A 20927-nucleotide genomic window follows, 5' to 3' on the forward strand; every position below is an offset into this window, starting at 1 on the left:
ACCCTGTAGTCCTGTCGGACGATGCCGCCAGGCGTGGCGGCTCTGAAAATCCCGGTACAACAACAAGCCGGGAGGTTCCCCATGGGCGCAGCAGCGCAAGGGCACAAGGTCAGGTTGCCGGGTGGCCTGCAATTGCACTATCAAGATGTCGGCTCGGGCGAGGCGGTGGTGTTCATCCATGGCAGCGGCCCGGGTGCCAGCGGGCATAGCAACTTCAAGCACAACTACCCGGTATTCGCCGAGGCCGGCTACCGCGCCATCGTGCCTGACCTGCCAGGCTATGGTGCCTCGGACAAACCCGAAACCGCCTATACCCTGGATTTCTTCGTCGAGGCTTTGCTGGGCCTGCTCGATGCCCTGGATATCCAGCGCTGCACGCTGGTTGGCAACTCCCTGGGTGGGGCCATCGCCATCGCCATCGCCCTGCGTCAGCCGCAACGGGTGGCGCGCCTGGTGTTGATGGCCCCCGGTGGCCTGATGGACAAGGCGCAGTACTACCTGCAGATGGAAGGCATCCAGCGCATGGCCACGGCCTTCGCCAGCGGTGAGCTACGCGATGCCGCTGGCATGAAGCGCCTGCTGGGCCTGCAATTGTTCGACCCGTCGTTGATCGACGACGAGACGGTGGCCGAGCGGGTCGCAGTGGTGACGCAGCAGCCCCCTTGCGTGCTCTCCACCATGGAGGTGCCGAACATGGCCGAGCGTCTGCCGGAGCTGGCCTGCCCGATCCTGGGGTTCTGGGGCATGGACGACAAGTTCTGCCCCGTCTCCGGTGCCAACACCTTGATGCAGGCCTGCCGGCACATCCGCTTCGTGCTGCTCAGCGAATGCGGCCACTGGGTGATGGTCGAGCACCGTGACCTGTTCAACCGTGACTGCCTGGCATTTCTCGAGGAGGGCCGCCCATGAGCCTGCAACTGCGCCGCCAGCACGGCGACGAACTGTACCAGGCCCTGTGCGAAGGGCAGACGCTGGCACCGCTGACCGAGCGTTGGCCACAGATCACCATCGAGGATGCCTACCACATCTCGTTGCATTGCATCGAGCGACGGGTCGCCGCCGGTGACCGTATCGTCGGCAAGAAGATCGGCGTCACCTCGGTGGCCGTGCAGCGCATGCTTGACGTGCACCAGCCGGACTTCGGCTTCATCACCCGCGCCATGGCCTTCGATAACGGTGCCGAGATCTCGTTGGCCGAGAACCGCCTGATCCAGCCGCGCGCCGAGGGCGAGATCGCCTTCGTGCTCAAGCATGACCTGGTCGGCCCGGGCGTCACCGAGGCCGACGTGCTGGCGGCCACCGACTTCATCACGCCGTGCTTCGAGATCGTCGATTCGCGCATCGATGACTGGCGTATCCGTATCCAGGACACCGTCGCCGACAACGCCTCCTGTGGTGTGTTCGTGCTTGGCCAGGAACGGGTCGACCCACGCCAGCTGGACCTGCCGGCGCTGCACATGCGTGTGTTCAAGAACGATGAACCGCTGAGCGAAGGGTTGGGCGCGGCGGTGCAGGGCAACCCGTTGACCGCGGTCGCCTGGCTGGCCAACACCCTCGGCGCCTTCGGCATCCCCTTCAAGGCCGGCGAGGTGATCCTCTCCGGTTCGCTGGTGCCGCTGGAGCCCGTGCGGGCAGGCGACCGCTTTTCCCTGACCATCGATGGCCTGGGCAGTGCCCAGGTGTCCTTCCGAGCCTGATCGAGGAGCAAGGCCCATGAGCCAGAAACTGAAAGCGGCCATTATCGGCCCGGGGAACATCGGCACCGACTTGCTGATGAAAATGTGCCGCTCGGCGTGGATCGAGCCGGTCTGGATGGTAGGCGTGGACCCGGAGTCCGAGGGCCTGAAGCGGGCCCGGGCGATGGGTGTGAAGACCACTGCCGAAGGCCTAGACGGCCTGTTGCCCCATGTGCTGGACGACGATATCCGCATCGCCTTCGATGCTACCTCCGCCTATGTGCATGCGCATAACAGCCGTAAGCTCAACGAGCTTGGGGTGATCATGGTCGACCTGACGCCGGCGGCCATCGGCCCGTTCTGCGTGCCGCCGGTCAACCTCAAGGAGCATGCCGCCAAGCTTGCGATGAACGTCAACATGGTCACCTGCGGCGGGCAGGCCACCATCCCCATGGTCGCGGCGGTGTCGCGTGTGCAGCCTGTGGCCTATGGCGAGATCGTCGCCACCGTGTCGTCGAGCTCCGTGGGCCCCGGTACCCGGCAGAACATCGACGAGTTCACCCGCACCACCGCAGGTGCCGTGGAAAGCATCGGTGGTGCCCGCCGCGGCAAGGCGATCATCGTCATCAACCCGGCCGAGCCGCCGTTGATGATGCGCGACACCATCCACTGCCTGACCGACGACACCCCCGACCAGGACGCCATCCGCGCCTCGGTGCTGGCCATGGTCGAGGAAGTGCAGCGCTACGTGCCTGGCTACACGCTGGTCAACGGCCCGGTGTTCGATGGCAACAAGGTGTCGATCTTCGTCGAGGTGCAAGGCCTGGGCGACTTCCTGCCCAAGTCGGCCGGCAACCTGGACATCATGACCGCCGCCGGCCTGCGCACCGCCGAGATGTTCGCCGAAGAAGCCCACAAGGGCACCCTGCAACTGCCGGCCCGCTGAGGAGAGTGGCGATGAACCTTCAAGGTAAGAATGTGCTGCTGCACGACATGAGCCTGCGCGACGGCATGCACGCCAAGCGTCACCAGATCAGCCTGCAGCAGATGGTGGACGTGGCCACCGGGCTGGATGCCGCGGGCGTGCCGCTGATCGAGATCACCCATGGCGACGGCCTGGGTGGTGCCTCGTTGAACTACGGCTTCCCTGCCCACAGCGACGAACAGTACTTCAGTGCCGTGATTCCCAAGCTCAAGCACGCCAAGGTTTCGGCGCTGCTGCTGCCGGGCATCGGCACCCTCGACCATCTGAAGATGGCCCATGAGCACGGCGTCTCGACCATTCGCGTCGCGACTCACTGCACTGAGGCCGACGTATCCGGCCAGCATATCGGCATGGCTGCCAAGATGGGCCTGGATACCGTGGGCTTCCTGATGATGGCGCACATGGTCAGCGCCGAGAAGCTGCTGGAGCAGGCGCGCCTGATGCAGAGCTATGGCGCCAACTGCATCTACTGCACCGACTCGGCCGGCTACATGTTGCCCGACGAGGTGAGCGAGAAGATCGCCGTGCTGCGCGATGGCCTGGAGGCGGCTACCGAGGTTGGCTTCCACGGCCATCACAACCTGGGCATGGCGATCGCCAACTCCCTGGCCGCCATCGAAGCCGGCGCGGTGCGTATCGACGGCTCGGTGGCCGGGCTCGGTGCCGGTGCCGGCAATACGCCGTTGGAGGTGTTCGTCGCCGTGCTCAAGCGCATGGGCGTTGAGAGCGGGATAGACCTGTACCGCATCATGGACGTGGCCGAGGACCTGGTGGTGCCGATGATGGACCAGCCGATCCGCCTGGACCGTGATGCCCTGACCCTGGGCTACGCCGGGGTGTACAGCTCGTTCCTGCTGTTCGCCAAGCGTGCCGAGGCCAAGTACGGAATCCCGGCCCGCGACCTGCTGGTGGAGTTGGGCCGTCGCGGCACGGTCGGCGGGCAGGAGGACATGATCGAGGACCTGGCCCTGACCTTGTCCCGCGGTAACAAGGGTACTGCCGGGTAGTTGGGGGAGCTGGCGTAGCTGTGGGAGCGGGCTTGTCCCGCGATTGGGCCGGGCCTGCCATCGCAGTGGGATGACAAGGCCTTCGCCCTCGATCGCGGGGCAAGCCCGTGCCCACAGTGGCTGCTCCAATCACGCAAGCAGGATATGTGCCGTGCCATGCGGTAGAGCAATAAAGTGTTACGAGATCAACCCCTGCGACAACAAGACGCAGCCCGGAATTCAATGGCTTGCGTGGGGTTGGACCTCTGTCGGCTGGATGCCCAGGGGGTGTCATGCCAGAATGCCTCGGTTTTCAGCTGGCCCATCCCAGGGGCCGGCACCTTCCCTGTAAAGGATGGTTCCATGACTGATTTACTGACCCGGCGTGCTGTCGTCGCCGGGATGGGCGTGCTGGGGCTTGGCCTGCTGGCCGGTTGCAACCCGGCCCGGGGGCTCGAATTCAAGTACGGCAAGAACATGAGCAACGAAATCCTCGGCCGTAAGTTCCGGCTCAAGGATACCCAAGGCAACGAACGTACCCTGTCGAGCTTCTATGGCTCGATGCCAATGATCTTCTTCGGGTTCACCCAGTGCCCGGCCGTTTGCCCGACCACCCTGGCACGTGCGGTGCAGATCAAGAAGCTGATGGGCCGTGACGCCGGTTTCCTGCAAGTGGTGTTCATCACCCTCGACCCCGAGCGCGACACCCCCGAGGTGCTCGACGCCTACGTCAAGGCCTTCGACCCTTCGTTCACGGCGCTCACCGGCACCCCTGAGGAGATCGCCGAGGTGGCCAGGGAGTTCAAGGTGTTCTATGAAAAGGTCCCGGCCGGCGATACCTACACCATCTCCCATTCGTCCACCAGCTATGTCTACGATTCGCGCGGCACCCTGCGCCTGAGCCTGGGCCATTCCCTCAATGCCAAGGAATGCGCCGAAGACCTGCTCACCCTGATGGAGATCTGCTAATGGCAATTTCGATGCAACTCAAGCACGGCCTGGCCGCCTTGGCGCTGATGGGCCTGGCCCTGCCGGCCCTGGCCCAGACCACCGTGAGCGACGCCTGGGTACGCGCCAGTGTGCCGCACCAGCAATCGACCGGGGCCTTCATGACCCTGACCGCCGATACCGACAGCAAACTGGTGAGCGTGGCCTCGCCCGTGGCCAAGACCGTGCAGGTGCACGAAATGACCATGAACGGCGACGTGATGGGCATGCGTGAAGTGAAGGCCGTCGAGCTGCCGGCCGGCAAAGCCGTAAGCCTGGACCCGAACGGCTATCACGTGATGCTCATGGGCCTGGCCAAGCAGGTCAAGGAAGGCGAACAGGTACCGCTGACCCTGGTCGTCGAAGATGCCAAGGGCGCCAGGCAGACCCTCGAGGTGCAGGCCCCTGTACGCCCGCTGGCCGCCGAAGCGGGGCATGACCACGGGCACATGCAACACTGATCGTTCAAATTCCGCTGGGTTTCCCGGCATGACGCAAGGCCGCCCCTGCAAGCACCCGATGGATGCTGCATGGGCGGCCTTGTATCGTTACTGGGGCGCGTAATGGCCCCACGTCACCTCGACTGGCGCTCAGCTACGAAACCTGGGTAACGGCCGCTCGATGGTCAACGACGTCAAGGTCTTGCGCACCTGGGCATCTTCGGCTTCCAGGGCCTTGAGGCTTGCGCGGATCTTGCCAGCAGCGGGCACATCGCCCTGCCGGTCGATCCAGTCGGCAATCTCCTTGCAAGCACTGCTCAAACAGGCTTGGCGCTGGTTCATCAGCGTCAGGAGGGTGGTGAGCTCTCTATCGGACATGGCAGGATCCTCCGTTCAGCCCACTCAGTTTAGCAGGGGTAGGGGGGAATGCCTGTCAGTTAAGGCTCCATCGCCGGCAAGCAGCCCCAAATGCAGCCGATAAGGCTTAACTGACTGACGTCAGGGTAGGGGGGCTGCCTGCGAGCTGCGCCAAGTGGCGCCTCGGCTGGTTTGGCAGGCTCGGCGCTGCAGAACTGCACAATTATTCTCTAGGAACGCTTGTCCCGCGATTGGGCCTGCCCTGCCTGCGCGCTTGGAGGCAAGGGCGTTGCCCTTGATCGGGGGCAAGTCCGCTCGGAAGCCGAACTGGTCATAGGTTTCGACACAACAATATTGTTCAGTGGGGTGATCGATCGCTTATCGGTAGGTTGTTTAATAAAACGGCCCAAGGAGTCGTATGCTCCTGGTTTGTGGTGTTTAAGTTTTTTGTGGTGTGTAGGAAGTTTCTCGCAGTTGCTGTTTTGTGGTTTTTCTGAAATAAGCTTTGTTACAAGTGGTAGGTTGTTTTTTATCAGGCTTCACGTTTATCGTGAACTTTTCAATACGGCATAATCGTCGCTTCGGCACTTTTCGTAAGAAGCCTAGAAGATGAATTGATGTATTTGGCGGGATGGGGTAGAAAGGAAGTGCATGCATTGAACTTAAACGCGGGTGCTCGATCGCTGGTCATCAGTCATGCCATTTCCAAGTGTGGTGAGTTTGCCTTCGAGGCAGCCTTTGCCGTGGCTGTAGTATCGATGGCTGATATGGATTTATTGTTAATTGGCGTCGCATATTTCTTTCGGTATTTACCTAGCGCAACCTTTTCGCCAGTGGGCGGCTGGCTGGCAGACAATGGCAATCGGAAGCGGACTTTGATTCAGGTGGAGCTGGCCAAGAGTCTTGTGGCATTTGGTTTTTTTGTATTGTTCAACTCTTCCGAACCGGCATTGGCTGTGGTGACGGTAATGGCGATGTTCATGACGGCGCTGGACTGCTTGCATGCACCAACGTTTCGTGCGTATTTTCCAGATATCGTTGACCGTGGAGACTTGGCGTCGGTAAACAGTGGTGTGCAGGTTGTCGAAGACATATCATCGATCGTCGGGCCGCTGGTATTTTCTTTCATTACATTGATGTATGCCAGCGAAGCGAGCTTTCTATTCTTCGCGTTTTGCCTGCTACTTTCTGCGATAAGTCTCGTTACCCTTGTCCCAAGCAAAACGCGGGGCACCGAGACATTTGACGGCCTGGCGCTTGTGCGCGAGGCAGCGGGAAGCGTCAGGCAAATGCGTACGGGCAATGTCCCGCTGTTTGCTGTGATTTGTTGCACCACGCTGTGCGCGATGTTCGCCACTTCGGTAATTCGCTTCATCCTACCCGCGTCTGTGCTCGATCATTTTGCTTCGGAAGCAGCGGTAGGCTACGTGTTTTCACTTCTGGCAACGGGCACCGTCCTGGGTGGGATGCTCTATACCAAGCTTAACCCGCGCACTACGGCGCGTTTGGTATTGCGCTATTGGGCGCTGTATGGCGCACTGTTCTTTGCGGCCGCCGTGGCCTTAGAGTTCAGCAGCATATTGTTCCTATTGATTCTGTTCGGTGTTGGTTTCATTGGCGCCTTCGTGGATATTGCCATCGTGACAAACATTCAATGTCTATCGAGCGAGCAGCAGGTGGGGCGAAATTTTTCGTTGTATTACTTCACTGCTGTGATTGGCGATGCTTTTTCCGGGCTTGTTGCCAGCATTGTCTATCTATGGGTCGGCCCGGCCACGTTCATCTGGATGACGTTCATGCTGTTGGTTGCGCCCCTGCGCTGGAATATGAAAAGAGGCCTCGATGAACGTCGTACAGAGTGAGTTTATTGATGCGGACGGTATACAACTGGAAATGCCATGGTGAGCATGTTATTCCCGCCTACACAAAGCGACACGCCTGCCGATAAGCCCCCGGCGTCACGCCATAGGCCTGCTTGAACTGACGGCTCAGGTGGCTCTGGTCGGCAAAGCCCAAGGCAAAGGCCACTTCCGAGGCGGGCAGGCCGCTCTTGAGGCATTCGCGGGCGCGGGCCAGGCGACGTTGCTTGAGCCAGGCGTGGGGAGGCAGGCCGGTGGCCTGGCGGAATACCCGGGCGAAGTGGAAGGGCGAAAGGTTCACGGCTGCTGCCAGGGCCTCCAGCGAGGGTGGGTCGGCCAGCTGGCTTTCCAGCAGCTCACGGGCCCGTGCCACCGCCAGGGGTTCGTTGCCCGGCGTGGGAGGCTGGGCGCAGTGGCCGTGGCGCTGCACCAGGGCCAGTACGGCCTGGCGCCAGGCGGTCTGTTGCTCCAAGGCGCTGGCACCGTTTTCGGAGCGTTGGTGCAACTGGCTGAACAGGGTGGCCAGCGTTGGGTCCTGGATGACGCTGGCCTTGAAGTGCGGCATACCATGCCGACCCAGCTCCAGTTCCTCCAGCACACCGGTGACCCGTTCATGCTCGGGGTAGAAGCCGCGGTAGCGCCAGCCCGCCTCGTGGGCGGTGGCTCCGGTGTGCAGCTCGTCCGGGTTGATCAGCACCATGCTGCCCACCGGCGCCAGGTGCTCGCTGCCGCGATGCCAGAAGCGCTGGGCGCCGGACTCGATCACGGTGAACACGTAGCCTTCGTGTACATGCGGGGCGAAACGTTGCTGGAAATACCGCGCGTGCAGCATTTCCACATCGCCCAGCGCCGGGGCCTGCCAGAGGTGGGTCTGTTCGCGCAGGGGCGTGTTCATGCCAGCCAACTGCGCAGGAGGAAGAAGATCGCCATGCTGGCCAGCATGCTCAGCAATACGCTGCGGGTCAACAACACCAGAGCGATCGCCACCAGCGACCCCAGCAGGTACGGGTTGGCCAGGCTCAGGTCGAGCTGGTGGCCGGGCAGGAAGATGATCGGCCCACAGATGGCCGTCAGCATGCCTGGCACGGCGAAGCCCAGGAACTGCCGGGCATTGGAGCTCAGGCGCAAGGGCAGGCGCGGTTCGAGGAAGGCGTAGCGGTTGAGAAATACCACCAGGCCCATGGCGAAGATCAGCAACCAGGTCATGGGCGGCCTGCTCCGAGCTTCTGGCAGGCGAAGCCGGCGCTCATGCCCAGCAGGCCCGCGACCACCAGGGCAGTTTCCCAGTGCCAGTAGCTGAACAGCACCGAACAGAACAGTGACACGGCCACGCACACCACGGTGGGCAGGTTGCGTACCAGGGGCGCGATCAGTGCGACGAAGGTGGCGACGATGGAAAAATCCAGGCCCAGCTGATCCAGATGCGGGATGTTCTGGCCAAGCAGGATGCCGGCGAGCGTGAACAGGTTCCAGGCCACATAGAACGTCAGCCCGACCCCCAAGGCATACCAACGGTTGAACTGTTGTTGGTCATAGCGGCTGGTCAGGGCGAAGAACTCATCGGTCAACAAAAAGCCCAGCCCCAGGCGCCAGCGCAGCGGCTGGTTGGAAAGCACCGGGCGCATGGACAGGCCATAGAGCAGGTGTTGGGAGGTCAGCAGCAAGGTGGTGAGCAGGATCGAGAACAGGTTCGCACCGCCCTTGAGCATGCCGATCGCCACCAATTGCGCGGCGCCGGCGAAGACGATGGCAGACAGCCCTTGGCCCTCCCAGGCGCTGAGGTTGGCTTCGATGGCCATGGAGCCGGCCAGCAGGCCCCAGGGGGCGACGGCCAGGGACAGCGGTAGGATGGCAAGGGCGCCGTGGAGAAAGGCTTGACGGGCTACGGGTGGGTTGCAGGGCATGATGGTGACTATGAATCGACAGGGATAACCAGCATGCCAGAGGACGAGAGGGGAGGCTTGAACGTTCTTGCTACCCCTGGGCCATTCGATCAGCGATGGCTGGTCAGGCGCTGTTGGGCAGCCGCACAACCGTTGATCTCGACGGCCTTTTGCAACAACAGCTGCCGACGCTGCGGGTCAAGCTCGCCGAGCAGGCGGTACACCTCGGCCTGGTAGTCACGCTGACGCCCCCATTGCATCTCCAGGCCTTGCGGCTGGCTGCGGTTGCAAGCCAGGCGAACGGCAGGCTGCGGGTAGTAGGGCGCATACAGGGTGGCCATACCGGGGATCGCCTCCAGTGCCTGGCGGTACGCAGGGCTGGCATTGTACGGCGGGCACCAGGTGGCGATTGCCGGGGCTGGCGGGGCGAAGCCCTGTTGCAGGCTGGCCTCCAGCAGAGGACAGGCGGCGTCCGGGATCTGCGTGGCGGGCAGGTAAGTCATGTAGTACAAGGCCAGGCGGTACTGGGCTACCGGGTGGCCAAGTGCCACTGATTTTTTCAGCAAGGCGACAGCCGTGGGCAGGGTACGGGCCAGGGCCTGGCCTTGGCGGCTGAGCTCCGGGTCGCCGCCTATGGCAGTGCGCAGCGGGCTGGGGGCATCGTCCTGGCTGTCGGCCTGTTCGAGCAGGGGCAGGGCCTGGCGATAGAGCAGGTCGGCGTGTGGGTCGATCTGCACGTCCAGTGCCTGGGCACTTTGCGCAAGCGCGGCCAGGAGCAATGGCGACAAGAAGACAGCACGATTCACGGGCGGGTCTCGCAGGCAGGTCGGCCAAGGCTGGCGACCAGGTACAGCGGGGCAGCTTCGATGGTCATGGCGTTACACACGTGCCTCAAGCGAATCAGGAGCGACAACGTCGTATTCTAGCCACCCCGAAGGGCAGTCTGAAAGAGCATTCCTGCTTTGTCAGACGAGCTTGATGGTCGTCGCCTTGCGATTGGCCTGTTTTTCCTGGGCCAGCCCGAGTTTCGCGGTGATCACCTTGGCCAGGGCATTGTTGCCCAGATCGTTGAAATGCAGGCGATCGACGAACAGCGCTTCGCTGAACACCGGGGAACTACTCAGCATGCAGTTCATGTCGTAGCAGGGCACGGATTCGGCCTGGGCCTTGATCCGACGGAAGAAAGCCATGTGCAGTTCGCTGTCGAACACGTCGGCCAGCAGCCGGTCGAAATTGGTCGGCTGTCGTTGCAGGGTATCGAGCATGCCTTGCTCGGCGGCGGGCAGGCTGTCGCGGCACCAGGGTAATAAAGGCTGCAGAATGAAGGTGAGGGTTGCATGGCCATCAGCCAGCAGGCGATCCCATTGCCGTAGGGTGCGGCCGATGGTCTCGGCCGCACGGGCCAGGCGCTTGTCGGGGGCAGACAGCGTCCAATTGGGTGGGGAAGGGTGGCGGCGAGGGGCCAGGGCCTGGCCCAGGCGCTGCCAGAGCGATGAGCTGCGAGGCGCTTCGGTGTGCTGCACGCCTTCGTTGAAACTGTTGAGCAGGCCCAGGTAGGACAATGCCTGTTCCTGGCCCTGTTCGCAGGCGAAGACTTCGTCCAAAGCCTCATGGGCCAGGGTATTCAGGCCGCTGAGCACCACCACATGGCCGATTTCGCCAAACCGATGCTGGTGAGTAAGAAACATCAACAGCTCCTGGGTAGCATTCAGCCCGCAGCCGGCCAGGCTCAGCCAGACCTCGCCGGTGAGTGCCGACAGGTAGGAGGCCACCGTGTGTTCGTCGGAACTGGCGCCGATGCCCAGTGTGGTGGAACCGCCCACCAACAAGTTGACCCGCTTCGTGCCATGGTGCTCGGCCACCGAAAAGCGCTTTTCGCCGCAGTGGCTGTAGCGCATGCCCAGGCTGTCGGTATTGATGGTGCCGGAGCGATAGCCGCGTTCATGCATGTACAGCGTGTGGGGCGCGCGGCGGCTGCCCAGCAACAGGAAGCGCTGGTAGTCCTGTTGCAGGGGAAGAGGGCTGCCCTGGACGTTCGTGGCGTGGTCGATCGGTCTCATGGGCGCTCCTTTGGCACTCCAGGCTCGGCAACGGCGCGGCTCAGATGGCGGCCAGTTCCTTGATGTTGTAGGCAAGGCCGGCAATGGCGATCAGCAGCAACGCAACGCCGGAGGCCAGGGTGATCAGGCGGTTGCTGCGCTGCGAGGCGATCTTGCCGATGGCGAAGATGTACAGGCTGAGCACGGCGAAATCGATGAGGATCCACAGCAGCGACAACACCACCATGCTCTTGCCGAAGGACTCGGTGATCTGGATGAACTGCGGGAAGAAGGAAATGAAGAAGATGATGTCCTTGGGGTTGGAAATACCCACCATGAAGCCCTGCAGCAAACCACCTCGCCCCGGTTGTTCGGGCGTATCCGCCGCTGTTTGCGCAGCGGGCGCCTGCAGCGCTTCGCGCAAGGTGGCGACGGCGATGTAGCCGATGAACAGGCACCCCAGCAGGCTCAGGCCGCTGAGCCAGGCCTTGTCGACTGCGGCGCTGGTCATGATGATCCAGGCGGCGGCACCGATGAGTACCAGGGAGGCCCAGTTGGTGCCCAGCGCGGTGAACAGGGCCTTGCGCGGGCCGGAGGCGGCTGCGGTGTTGACGACCAGCGCCACGACCGGGCCGGGCGTGGCGATCAGCAGCAGGACGGTGAGGGCATAGGTGGCGGCGAGTGCGGTATTCACGTTCAGTTCTCGATCAGGGTATCGGCTGTTGCATGGGCATGGAACGGGCAGCGCGCAGGGTTCAGCGAGCCGGGTTCCTGAAGCTGGTATTGACGCCATTCGAAGTTGTCGCCCTGGCCGAAGAAGCCCAGGGTATCCGGGACGATGCCATCGTTGTAGTGGCGTACCCGGTCGCGGATCCGCGAGCGAATGCGCCGCCCGCTTTCGGTGGCGGCGCTGGCCACCTCGTCGAAGCTTTCCCGGGGGTTGATGACGAAGGCGATGTGGTCGCCCAGGTTGCGGCTTTTCATCTGCCGGTGCGCAGGGAAGTTCATGTTGATGAACAACGGCATGTCGGCGAAGCAGAACGACCAGTTGGGGTCATGGGGATCCTGGGGTACCCCGGCGGGCCAGGGCAGCGGGTCGAGACGGTGCACATCCTGCAGCACCTGCCACGCCAGGGACTGTTGCTCGGCCAAGGTGCTGCTGGCGTCAGTTTCGAGGAATGCCAGCAGTGGCATGCCGATGCGCTGTTTGAGCGGGATCGGCTCGAGCATACGGACATAGCCGGCCAGCCCTCGGGCGATGTCGGTGGCCCATTCGCCGGCCCGGGCGAAGACCACATGGCAAGTCGCGGTTGCTACCGCCTTGCGTCCGAACAGGCAAGGAAAATCGGGAGCGGCGAGGAAGGTACGAAATTGTTCGATGGCGGTATGCGTCCAATGTGGGTGATTCTGGATATGTTCGGCGGCCAGCTCTAGCGCATCCAGGCGATAGCAGTTTCCATAACCCGTAAACATGTATTCCCCAGGTATTTCAATGAAATTGACCGCGAGTTCTACGCGGTTTCCTATGAATATTTATTGTTTAAGAGCATTTTCGAAGAACCCACCAAGGTTGTAAAACGGGTGGTGCTATGACCTACTATTAGTCTCACTCATACTTTGGATGGCTCGATGTCGGAACGGATCCCCGCACTTCATGCCCTGCGCGCTTTCGAGGTCGCCTCACGCTACGGCTCCTTCACCCGGGCGGCCGAGGAGCTGTCCTTGACCCAGGGTGCTGTCAGTCATCACGTCAAGACCCTTGAAGCCCTGTTCGGTTGTGACCTGTTCGAACGTCGCGGCCCCAAGCTGCGCCTCACCGAGCACGGTCGATTGCTGGCCCAGGAGCTCAAGGTCGGCTTCAAGATCATCGAGAATGCCTGTTCATTGCTGCGCCAGGACCGCTACGGCCTGCGCCTGAAGGCACCTTCTACATTGACGGTTCGCTGGCTGCTCCGGGCGCTGGACGGTTTCAAGAAGGTCGACAACAGCTGTAGCGTGCAGTTGTCGAGCGTGTGGATGGACATCGACACGGTGGATTTCTATTCCGAGCCCTACGACTGTGCCATCCTGCTGGGCAATGGCCGTTTCCCGGCCGATGTCGAGGGGCTCAAGCTGTTCGATGAGTGGTTGATTCCGGTGTGCCACCCCGATTACCTGCAGGATCAAGTGTCGGATCTCTCTGTGCTCGAGCGCTGCGAACTGCTGCATCCCTCGCCGGACCGTCGCGACTGGCGCCGCTGGCTGGCACGGATGGACGCGCTGGAAATCAGCATCGACCAGGGCCAGGTGTTCGATACGCTCGACCAGGGCATTTCCGCAGCCCAGCAAGGCCTGGGCATCTCGGTGGTCGACCTGGTGCTGGCCAGTGCCGACCTGGCCGCCGGCCGCCTGGTGACACCCTTCAAGCATGCCGTGGCCACAGGCGACGGTTACTACATGACCTGGCTCAAGGCCAGCCCCAAGGCACGCCAGATGCAGCGTCTGCGTGATTTCCTGCTTGGCCAGGTACCGCCGTTGGCCTACAAGGACATCGACTACCTCTATGGGTGATGCCCGCCCCCGCAACGAGGCCCATGGGGTCGAACAGGCCATCCCCATACAGCGGTAGAATGCACCTTCACTCAACGAAAAAACGATTCGAGGTCGACGCGGTGGAGTTGCAGCAGGGCTTTGTCCTCACCCGACACTGGCACGATACGCCCGAGGGCACCTGCGTGGAGTTCTGGCTCGCCACCGACCAAGGGCCGCGCCAGCTGCGCTTGGCGCCGCAGGTCTCGGTGGCCTTCATCCCGGCAGAGCAGGCTGCGCGTGCACAGGCACTGGTGGGCGCCGAGCCGGGTGTCGAGTTGCGCCCGCTGGGCCTGCGCGATTTCGAGCAGCGCCCCGTGCTGGGCCTGTATTGCCGCCAGCACCGTCAGCTGATCCAGCTCGAACAGCGCTTGCGGGCTGCGGGCATCGACGTCTTCGAAGCGGACATCCGGCCCCCGGAGCGCTACCTGATGGAGCGGTTCATCACCGCCCCGGTGCAGTTCAGCGGCCAGGCCGATGCCCAGGGCGTGCTCTGCAATGCCCAGCTCAAACCCTTGCCGGACTACCGCCCCACGTTGCGTCTGGTGTCGCTGGACATCGAAACCAGCGAGCGCGGCGAGCTCTACAGCATCGCCCTTGAAGGCTGCGGCCAGCGCCAGGTCTACATGCTAGGGCCGGCCAATGGCGATGCCGGCGCAGTGGATTTCGACCTGCAGTACTGCGACGACCGCGCCCAGTTGCTCGAATGCCTCAACCGCTGGCTGGCCCGCTATGACCCCGATGCAATCATCGGCTGGAGCCTGGTGCAGTTCGACCTGCGCCTGCTGCACGAGCTCGCCACGCAACTGAAGGTGCCGCTGGCATTGGGGCGTAACGGCGCGCCACTGGCCCTGCGCGCCCACGGCAGCCGCAGCCATGTATTCGCCGATGCCCCGGGCCGCTTGCTGATCGACGGCATCGAGGCGCTGCGCTCGGCCACCTGGAGCTTCCCCTCGTTCAGCCTGGAAAGCGTCGCCCAAACGTTGCTGGGCGAGGGCAAGGCCATCGACACGCCCTACCAGCGCATGGACGAAATCAACCGCATGTTCGCCGAGGACAAGCCGGCCCTGGCCCGCTACAACCTCAAGGACTGCGAACTGGTGACGCGGATCTTCGCCCATACGAAGCTGCTGGAATTCCTCCTCGAGCGTTCGACTGTCACGGGCCTTGCAGTGGACCGCAGCGGGGGATCGGTAGCCGCGTTCTGCCACCTGTACATCCCGCCGATGCACCGCTTGGGGTACGTCGCGCCCAACCTGGGCAGCAGGCCCGACGAAGCCAGCCCCGGTGGCTTCGTCATGGACTCGCGCCCAGGCCTGTACGACTCGGTACTGGTGCTCGACTACAAGAGCCTGTATCCCTCGATCATCCGCACCTTCCTGATCGACCCGGTGGGGCTGGTGGAAGGGCTGGGCCAACCGGATGATGCCCATTCGGTCGAAGGTTTTCGCGGTGCCCGGTTCTCCCGTACCCGGCACGGCCTGCCGGCGATCGTCGAGCGGGTCTGGCAGGGGAGGGAGGCGGCCAAGCGCGCGGGCAACGTGCCCTTGGCCCAGGCCCTGAAAATCATCATGAACGCCTTCTACGGCGTGCTTGGCTCCAGTGGCTGCCGTTTCTTCGACCCGCGCCTGGCCTCGTCGATCACGATGCGTGGGCATCAGATCATGCGCCAGACCCGGCAGTTGATCGAAGCCCAGGGCTACGACGTGATCTATGGCGATACCGACTCCACCTTCGTCTGGCTCAAGGGGGCCCATGACGAGGCATCGGCGGCACGCATCGGCCACGCGCTGGTCGCCCAGGTCAACCAGTGGTGGCGCGAGCACCTGGAGGCCAGCCTGGGCCTGCACAGTGCGCTGGAATTGCAGTTCGAAACCCATTACCGACGCTTCTTGATGCCCACCATCCGCGGTACGGAAGAAGGCAGCAAGAAACGCTATGCCGGCCTGGTGCAGCGCGCCGATGGGCACGAAGACGTGGTCTACAAGGGCCTGGAGTCGGTGCGCACCGACTGGTCGCCCCTGGCCCGGGAATTCCAGCAGCAGCTGTATGGGCGGATCTTCCGTGGCCAGCCCTACCGCGACTACGTGCGCGACTATGTGCGGCGTACCCTGGCCGGGGAGCAGGATGCGCTGCTGGTGTACCGCAAGCGCCTACGCAGGCCTTTGCGCGACTACCAGCGCAATGTGCCGCCCCACGTACGTGCTGCGCGGCTGGCCGATGAATACAACCTGCGCCTGGGCCGGCCGTTGCAATACCAGAATGGTGGCTGGATCAGCTACGTGATGACCACCTCCGGCCCGGAGCCGTTGGAAAACCGGCAGTCGCCGATCGACCATGAGCACTACCTGTCACGTCAGTTGCAGCCCGTGGCCGATGCCATCCTGCCGTTCGTGGGCGATGAATTCAACGCCCTGACCGATCGCCAGTTGTTGCTCTTCTGAACCTGGTGGTAGCTATCTAGGGGCTACCTGTCTCCTTGAGCTCATAGCCTCATGGCTTTGCTCCCGGGAGACATGACTATGGACAGCAGCGACAACGTTGCCGACACCGATGCGAAGCTGACCCGACTCGAACAGGCCATTCAGGACAGTCTCATCGGGCAATGCTTGCCAGGCTGGATTCGCCAGGCCACGGCCGGACAATTGACCGCCCTCGGCCAGGCGTTGGGCGAAAGCCTGCGGCTGCGCCATCAGGTCGATAGGATGCTCAAACGGATCGAGCCGCTGGACCGGTTCGTCCTGTCGCGCCTGGAAACCGCATTGCACCAGCGCTACCGGGCGAAGTTCGACGTCAGGCAGTGGAGGTTCATCCGGGGTATCGCCCAACCGGTGATCAATACGCAGCCTGTGGGTGCTCACTTGACGACATGGGACTACAAGGACATGCCGTTGTTGGAGGCGGCGCTTCGCAACTTCACCCAGGACGAGGCCCTGCCAGGTACCCAGGCTCCAGGCAACCGCTTGGCCCACCCCCGCGCTGGCAAGCTGAAGCCTCCTTCGGCGATCGAGTTTGCCGGTTTGTGCCGTGAACTGGACCTCGGAGCTGAGTACCAACGGCATCTCGCGCAGGTGCTGGCAGCGCAGGCAGCCGATGCCGAGGGCGACGGCGCCTGGCTGCTGGCGCAATCGTCGCGCCAGGACATGCTGGTCGAAGCCTACCAGGCCAGGCTCCAGGGGCATGTGACGGAGCAGGAGCTGGAGTTAATCGTCGGGCTCTGCCGACATGGTAAGCCTGGGCTTTTGCAGGGGCATCGAGTGGTCGCCAAGCAACTGAGCCTGCTGGGGTGCCCGCTGGAGCGGATCCTGGTGCTGGATGTGATCGAGCAGGGCGTGATTCGCGACACCACCCGGCGCGTCCTGCTGAATGTCCCGGAAGACCCGAACGGCGCCTGGACTGCTTTTCCAAGCCTGCGTCATGCCGCCAACGAATTGGGCCGGCGCCTGCGCACGACGGACTACCAGGCGTTCTTCGCCCGTTTCGTGCGCCAGCGCCATAGCCAGGCCTTCTACGCAACCGTGACTCCCGGCTACCGAGACCTGCCGGTCTGGGCCAACCTGGACCTGCAGGAGCACATGAGCGCCTACCCGTTGCCGTTGTTCGACAACCTGGCACGCTTGGGCATCGAGAAGATCAAGGACGACGCAGCCGTGATCGCCACGCCGGTGGCGCAGCTGGACCTGGCCCTGCAGCGAGCGCACGACGAGCGATTGATCGTCGGCGGGTGGTTCCTGGTCGGGCTGGCTGGGCTGTTCGTGCCCGCGCTGGGGGCGCTGTTGCTGGCCAGCACGGCCTGGGAGTTGCTGGAGGACGTTGTCCTGGGGGTCGAAGCCTGGCGTGAAGGTGATGACGCCCTGGCGCTGGACCACATCATGAACGTGGCCAAGGACGTGGTGTTGATCGGCGCCACCACTGCAGCACTGGGCGCGGCCAGTCGGGCCTGGGCGCGGTCGAGCAGGGTCGACAGCCTGGTTCCGGCGTACTTGGAGAACGGTACCGTCAAGTTCTGGGACCATGACCTTGCACCGTTTCGCAGCCCACCGCCGCCGCCAGACGCTGCCCGTGACCCACAGGGGGTGTACCGCCTCGGGGAGTGGGCCTGGGTTGAGATGGATGGGTACTACTATTCGGTGCAGCGTACCGTCGAGGGTCAATGGTGCCTGCGCCCTCGCCAGGGCCATGCGCCCTTGTTGGCGCACAACGGCGCCGGGGCCTGGCGCCTGAGTTCGGAGCAGCCTGCCCTATGGTCGGATGCGCATGGCCTGTTCCGCCGTTTCGGCGGTCGGTTCCGTGAGCTGGACGACGAGCAGATCGACCAGCTGATGCTCATCCACGCGATCGATGGCGACTACCTGCGCGGCTTGCATGTCAGGGGGTTGGCCCCGGACGCCGAGTTGGCGGACAGTGTCCTGCGTGTGCGCCTGGACCTGCGTATTCGCGTGGTGATCGGCCAACTGCGCTCCGGTGAGCCGGTGTCGGACCAGGGCGTGTTGCAGCATGCCAGGCAGCTTCCTGGTGCGAACGGCTTGTCGGACCAGGCACTTGCTGAGCGGGCGTGGGACGATCGTAGGCTATTGCTTGAGCGCCTGTACGACAGTGCCCAAGACAGCGATACCGCCGATACCCGTGCGTTGCGCAAGGTATTCCCCAGCTTGCACCGACGCGCCGCACAGGCTGTGATCGAGCAAGCTTGTGCTGTGGATCGTGAGCGGCTGCTGAACAGTGGACGCGTCTCCTTGCGCCTGTCTGAAGCCGCACGGGCTCGCATGCTACGGGTGCGGGCGGTGCGGGTGTTCGAAGCCTTCCACCTCGATACGCCCCAGAATGCCGACCTGGCCCGAGTGGTGTTGGGCATGCTCGAACATTTGCCCGGCGCCGCCAAGGGGATACGCTGGCGGCTGTTCGAAAGCTATTCGAACGGGCCTTTGCTGTTCAGCGTGCCGCAGGGCGAGACTGCCTTCGACCTGGTTCATGTGCATGGCAGGTTCATCCTGCTCGATGCCCAAGGGCAGGTGCAAGGTGAAACCGGCGAGCTGTTCGAGGTGATGGCCCAGGCGTATCGGGTCGACCAACGCGATGCCATGGGCATCCATGATCCGTTCGATCACAACCTGCGGGTACTGTTGGCGCGCCAGGCCCTCCAACGGCGCGAACAAACCCTGCGCCTGCTGGGCGTGTCGCGCTCGAGCATCGAGATGCGTGCCCCCTTGCGTCAGGTTGATGGGCGCCTTGGCTACCCGTTGGGGGGAAGGCGGCCTCGCCATGTTGGCCAAGGGCTGGTGCCCTGGACCTTGCAGATGGAACTGCGGCGGGTCTACCCCGGTTACACCGAAGAGCAGATCACCACCTGGGCGCTGGACCTGCAACGGGCGGGAAGGGACCTGGTGGTCGAACTTGGGGCGCTGCGCGAGCAGTTGCGAACCTTGCAGCGATCCCTGGCGGAGTGGGTGGACACCGCCAGGGACCGCCGCACCCGGTCGGACCGGCGAGCCATCATGGCGCAGTTGCTGGCGTGCTGGCAGCGGATCGGCGATGGCCTGCCAATGGCCGTGCAGGCCACCGAGGCCAGGCTGGTACTGAACAACCGCCAACCCGGCCACCTGCCGGAGCTGCCCGAGCGCAGTTTCTCCCACGTGATCGAGCTGTCGATCATCGGCATGGGCCTGGAGCGTGTACCGGCGGGTTTCCTGCAGGCTTTCCCACGTCTGGGCATCCTGCAGATCGCCAACAACCAGCTCAACCGCCTGCCGCCGCGGCTGGGGCAGATGCCGCAACTGCGAGAGCTGGACCTGTACGGCAACCAGATCGCGCTCGATGCCGGGCAGGCCGCGGAGTTGTCACGGTGTACCTACCTTGAATGCATCAACCTGTCGTATAACCCGCTGGGCCGTACGTTCTCGTTGGTGGGCTTCGAGCGGCTGCACAGGCTGTTGATGCGCCATACCCAGATCACCCAGTTGCCGCCCGGGTTGCTCGAATGCCAGGCCCTGGAGCATGCCGACCTGAGCGATAACCGCATCGTCCAGTTGCCCCAGGCGCTCTACCAGGCGCCGCTCTGGCTACGCCATCGGCTGCGGCTGGCCGGCAACCCCCTGGCCCAGGCCGATGCCGTGGCCCTGAGGGAACAGGCCCAAGACCTCGAACAGCAAAACATCCATGCACGGCGCTGGCGCGATGCGGCCCCGCCGCGGCATCGGGACGAACTGCTCCAGACATGGTGCGTGATCGATGCAATGGAGGGGTCGCAAGGCGTCATGGAACTGCTGCGACGGCTGTTGGACACGCAGGCGTTTCGAACCCAGCCACAGCAGTTGGCCATACGGGTGTCCAACCTCTTGCGTGGCCTGCGGGACGACGCCGCATTGCGTGAAGAGCTGTTCGCCCACGCCGACGATGCCCTGACCTGCCAGGACAGCGTGCTCTGGCGCTTTATCAACCTGGAGGTGCGGGTGATGGCCGCGCGCACACGTGCACAGACGCCACCGGCCCGTCAACAGGACGCCCTGCTGCGCCTGGGGCGCCAGTTGTGGCGGATGGACCAGGTCACGACACGGGTCAATCATTACATACATGCTCTCGACGCGGCGCGTACGCCAGCCGATCCCATCGAGGTGGAGCTGGGCTATTACCTTGCCCTGCGGGGGCCTTTGGACCTGCCGGTGCACGACAGCGAAATGGAATACCCATGGAGCTCACGTATCGATCCCTCGCAGGTCGAGCGAATCCGCAGCGCGGTACTGGCAGGCGAAGAGCACCAGGTCCTGACCGATTGGATGGTGGACCAGACGTTCTGGCAGGAACACCTGGCGCAAGCGCACCAGGAGGCGTTCAGCACGCTCAACGCGCCTCATCATGAACGCCTGGAGCGCTTGATCGCCCGTCTGGAGGCGGCCCAGGCCCGCGAGGACGTGTCACCCACTGACCGGCAGGCCCTGGTGGAGCAGATCGAGGCGAAGATCCGTCGTGCGCACCAGCTCCAGAAGGCAGATGAGCGCTACCTGATGCGTCGCTTGACCAGCGAAGCGCTGGAGGCGGCTTGCGAGCACACTGCAATCGACGTTCGGTGATACATGTGAGGCATAGTTATCTAGTGCCCAGGGCGCGCTTGCGCTGCCTACGCTGGCGTCTCCATTTCACAGAGACGAAT

18 protein-coding genes are annotated in these 20927 nt (G+C 63.4%); 10 read left to right on the forward strand and 8 right to left on the reverse strand.

Going from position 1 to position 20927, the window contains the following annotated elements; all coding sequences use genetic code 11:
* Nucleotides 1–81 precede the first annotated feature (81 nt).
* From ACNFCI_RS18090 to ACNFCI_RS18115, 6 genes are all read left to right on the forward strand, one after another.
* Nucleotides 82–909 (forward strand): alpha/beta fold hydrolase, encoded by an 828-nt coding sequence (locus ACNFCI_RS18090; RefSeq protein ID WP_368829763.1) that lies wholly within the window; start codon nucleotides 82–84, stop codon nucleotides 907–909.
* Nucleotides 906–1697 carry a fumarylacetoacetate hydrolase family protein gene (locus ACNFCI_RS18095; RefSeq protein WP_368829764.1) on the forward strand — a complete coding sequence of 264 codons (792 nt, stop codon included), beginning with the start codon at nucleotides 906–908 and terminating at the stop codon, nucleotides 1695–1697. The genes ACNFCI_RS18090 and ACNFCI_RS18095 overlap by 4 nt, the downstream gene beginning before the upstream one ends.
* Before the next feature lie 16 nt (nucleotides 1698–1713).
* A complete protein-coding gene (locus ACNFCI_RS18100; protein ID WP_084857956.1) occupies nucleotides 1714–2622 on the forward strand; it encodes an acetaldehyde dehydrogenase (acetylating) in 909 nt (302 codons plus the stop codon).
* Between the two features lie 11 nt (nucleotides 2623–2633).
* Nucleotides 2634–3668: a 4-hydroxy-2-oxovalerate aldolase gene (gene dmpG / locus ACNFCI_RS18105; RefSeq protein ID WP_368829765.1), complete on the forward strand. Its 1035-nt coding sequence runs from the start codon at nucleotides 2634–2636 to the stop codon at nucleotides 3666–3668.
* 342 nt (nucleotides 3669–4010) lie between these two features.
* On the forward strand, nucleotides 4011–4616 hold the full coding sequence (locus tag ACNFCI_RS18110; RefSeq protein ID WP_084857958.1) for an SCO family protein: 606 nt from the start codon (nucleotides 4011–4013) through the stop codon (nucleotides 4614–4616).
* Nucleotides 4617–4621: 5 nt separating this feature from the next.
* On the forward strand, nucleotides 4622–5095 hold the full coding sequence (locus tag ACNFCI_RS18115) for a copper chaperone PCu(A)C (RefSeq protein ID WP_324813414.1): 474 nt from the start codon (nucleotides 4622–4624) through the stop codon (nucleotides 5093–5095).
* A 129-nt stretch (nucleotides 5096–5224) separates the two neighbouring features.
* Here ACNFCI_RS18115 and ACNFCI_RS18120 read toward each other — a convergent pair whose 3' ends face one another.
* Nucleotides 5225–5452 carry a hypothetical protein gene (locus ACNFCI_RS18120; RefSeq protein ID WP_043206911.1) on the reverse strand — a complete coding sequence of 76 codons (228 nt, stop codon included), beginning with the start codon at nucleotides 5450–5452 and terminating at the stop codon, nucleotides 5225–5227.
* A 626-nt stretch (nucleotides 5453–6078) separates the two neighbouring features.
* Between ACNFCI_RS18120 and ACNFCI_RS18125 the strand changes: the two genes are divergently transcribed.
* Nucleotides 6079–7293, forward strand: a complete 1215-nt coding sequence (locus tag ACNFCI_RS18125; protein ID WP_368829766.1) for an MFS transporter — start codon at nucleotides 6079–6081, stop codon at nucleotides 7291–7293.
* A 58-nt stretch (nucleotides 7294–7351) separates the two neighbouring features.
* Here the strand turns inward: ACNFCI_RS18125 and ACNFCI_RS18130 are convergent, their stop codons facing one another.
* From ACNFCI_RS18130 to ACNFCI_RS18160, 7 genes are all read right to left on the reverse strand, one after another.
* Complete coding sequence (locus ACNFCI_RS18130) at nucleotides 7352–8185, reverse strand: AraC family transcriptional regulator (RefSeq protein ID WP_084857959.1); 834 nt, start codon at nucleotides 8183–8185, stop codon at nucleotides 7352–7354.
* On the reverse strand, nucleotides 8182–8496 hold the full coding sequence (locus ACNFCI_RS18135) for an AzlD domain-containing protein (protein ID WP_084857960.1): 315 nt from the start codon (nucleotides 8494–8496) through the stop codon (nucleotides 8182–8184). Before ACNFCI_RS18135 ends, ACNFCI_RS18130 begins: the two co-directional genes overlap by 4 nt.
* The gene (locus tag ACNFCI_RS18140) at nucleotides 8493–9194 is read right to left on the reverse strand and encodes an AzlC family ABC transporter permease (protein WP_084857961.1); all 702 of its coding nucleotides are present in this window, start codon (nucleotides 9192–9194) and stop codon (nucleotides 8493–8495) included. The genes ACNFCI_RS18135 and ACNFCI_RS18140 overlap by 4 nt, the downstream gene beginning before the upstream one ends.
* A gap of 89 nt (nucleotides 9195–9283) precedes the next feature.
* Nucleotides 9284–9979: a hypothetical protein gene (locus ACNFCI_RS18145; RefSeq protein WP_084857962.1), complete on the reverse strand. Its 696-nt coding sequence runs from the start codon at nucleotides 9977–9979 to the stop codon at nucleotides 9284–9286.
* Nucleotides 9980–10138: 159 nt separating this feature from the next.
* Nucleotides 10139–11233: a hypothetical protein gene (locus ACNFCI_RS18150; protein ID WP_084857963.1), complete on the reverse strand. Its 1095-nt coding sequence runs from the start codon at nucleotides 11231–11233 to the stop codon at nucleotides 10139–10141.
* Between the two features lie 40 nt (nucleotides 11234–11273).
* Entirely contained in the window at nucleotides 11274–11906 is a 633-nt protein-coding gene (locus ACNFCI_RS18155; RefSeq protein WP_084857964.1) for a LysE family translocator, read from the reverse strand.
* Nucleotides 11907–11908: 2 nt separating this feature from the next.
* Nucleotides 11909–12685, reverse strand: a complete 777-nt coding sequence (locus ACNFCI_RS18160) for a YqcI/YcgG family protein (RefSeq protein ID WP_324813343.1) — start codon at nucleotides 12683–12685, stop codon at nucleotides 11909–11911.
* A 156-nt stretch (nucleotides 12686–12841) separates the two neighbouring features.
* Between ACNFCI_RS18160 and ACNFCI_RS18165 the strand changes: the two genes are divergently transcribed.
* The 3 genes from ACNFCI_RS18165 to ACNFCI_RS18175 all read left to right on the forward strand — a co-directional run bounded on the left by ACNFCI_RS18165 (nucleotide 12842) and on the right by ACNFCI_RS18175 (nucleotide 20847).
* Nucleotides 12842–13762: a LysR substrate-binding domain-containing protein gene (locus ACNFCI_RS18165; RefSeq protein WP_084857966.1), complete on the forward strand. Its 921-nt coding sequence runs from the start codon at nucleotides 12842–12844 to the stop codon at nucleotides 13760–13762.
* Nucleotides 13763–13863: 101 nt separating this feature from the next.
* Nucleotides 13864–16224, forward strand: a complete 2361-nt coding sequence (locus ACNFCI_RS18170; RefSeq protein ID WP_084857967.1) for a DNA polymerase II — start codon at nucleotides 13864–13866, stop codon at nucleotides 16222–16224.
* Nucleotides 16225–16302: 78 nt separating this feature from the next.
* Entirely contained in the window at nucleotides 16303–20847 is a 4545-nt protein-coding gene (locus ACNFCI_RS18175) for an NEL-type E3 ubiquitin ligase domain-containing protein (protein ID WP_368829767.1), read from the forward strand.
* Nucleotides 20848–20927: the final 80 nt, after the last annotated feature.

It is taken from the genome of Pseudomonas sp. NY15356, from assembly GCF_048068175.1.
GTDB classification, from domain to species: Bacteria; Pseudomonadota; Gammaproteobacteria; order Pseudomonadales; family Pseudomonadaceae; genus Aquipseudomonas; species Aquipseudomonas putida_K.

Excerpts from the sequence above, each read along its gene's own strand:
- ACNFCI_RS18090 (WP_368829763.1), top strand. The coding sequence starts at position 82 with ATGGGCGCAGCAGCGCAAGGGCACAAGGTCAGGTTGCCGGGTGGCCTG.
- ACNFCI_RS18095 (WP_368829764.1), top strand. The coding sequence starts at position 906 with ATGAGCCTGCAACTGCGCCGCCAGCACGGCGACGAACTGTACCAGGCC.
- ACNFCI_RS18100 (WP_084857956.1), top strand. The coding sequence starts at position 1,714 with ATGAGCCAGAAACTGAAAGCGGCCATTATCGGCCCGGGGAACATCGGC.
- dmpG (WP_368829765.1), top strand. The coding sequence starts at position 2,634 with ATGAACCTTCAAGGTAAGAATGTGCTGCTGCACGACATGAGCCTGCGC.
- ACNFCI_RS18110 (WP_084857958.1), top strand. The coding sequence starts at position 4,011 with ATGACTGATTTACTGACCCGGCGTGCTGTCGTCGCCGGGATGGGCGTG.
- ACNFCI_RS18120 (WP_043206911.1), bottom strand. The coding sequence starts at position 5,452 with ATGTCCGATAGAGAGCTCACCACCCTCCTGACGCTGATGAACCAGCGC.
- ACNFCI_RS18130 (WP_084857959.1), bottom strand. The coding sequence starts at position 8,185 with ATGAACACGCCCCTGCGCGAACAGACCCACCTCTGGCAGGCCCCGGCG.
- ACNFCI_RS18135 (WP_084857960.1), bottom strand. The coding sequence starts at position 8,496 with ATGACCTGGTTGCTGATCTTCGCCATGGGCCTGGTGGTATTTCTCAAC.
- ACNFCI_RS18140 (WP_084857961.1), bottom strand. The coding sequence starts at position 9,194 with ATGCCCTGCAACCCACCCGTAGCCCGTCAAGCCTTTCTCCACGGCGCC.
- ACNFCI_RS18150 (WP_084857963.1), bottom strand. The coding sequence starts at position 11,233 with ATGAGACCGATCGACCACGCCACGAACGTCCAGGGCAGCCCTCTTCCC.
- ACNFCI_RS18160 (WP_324813343.1), bottom strand. The coding sequence starts at position 12,685 with ATGTTTACGGGTTATGGAAACTGCTATCGCCTGGATGCGCTAGAGCTG.
- ACNFCI_RS18165 (WP_084857966.1), top strand. The coding sequence starts at position 12,842 with ATGTCGGAACGGATCCCCGCACTTCATGCCCTGCGCGCTTTCGAGGTC.
- ACNFCI_RS18175 (WP_368829767.1), top strand. The coding sequence starts at position 16,303 with ATGGACAGCAGCGACAACGTTGCCGACACCGATGCGAAGCTGACCCGA.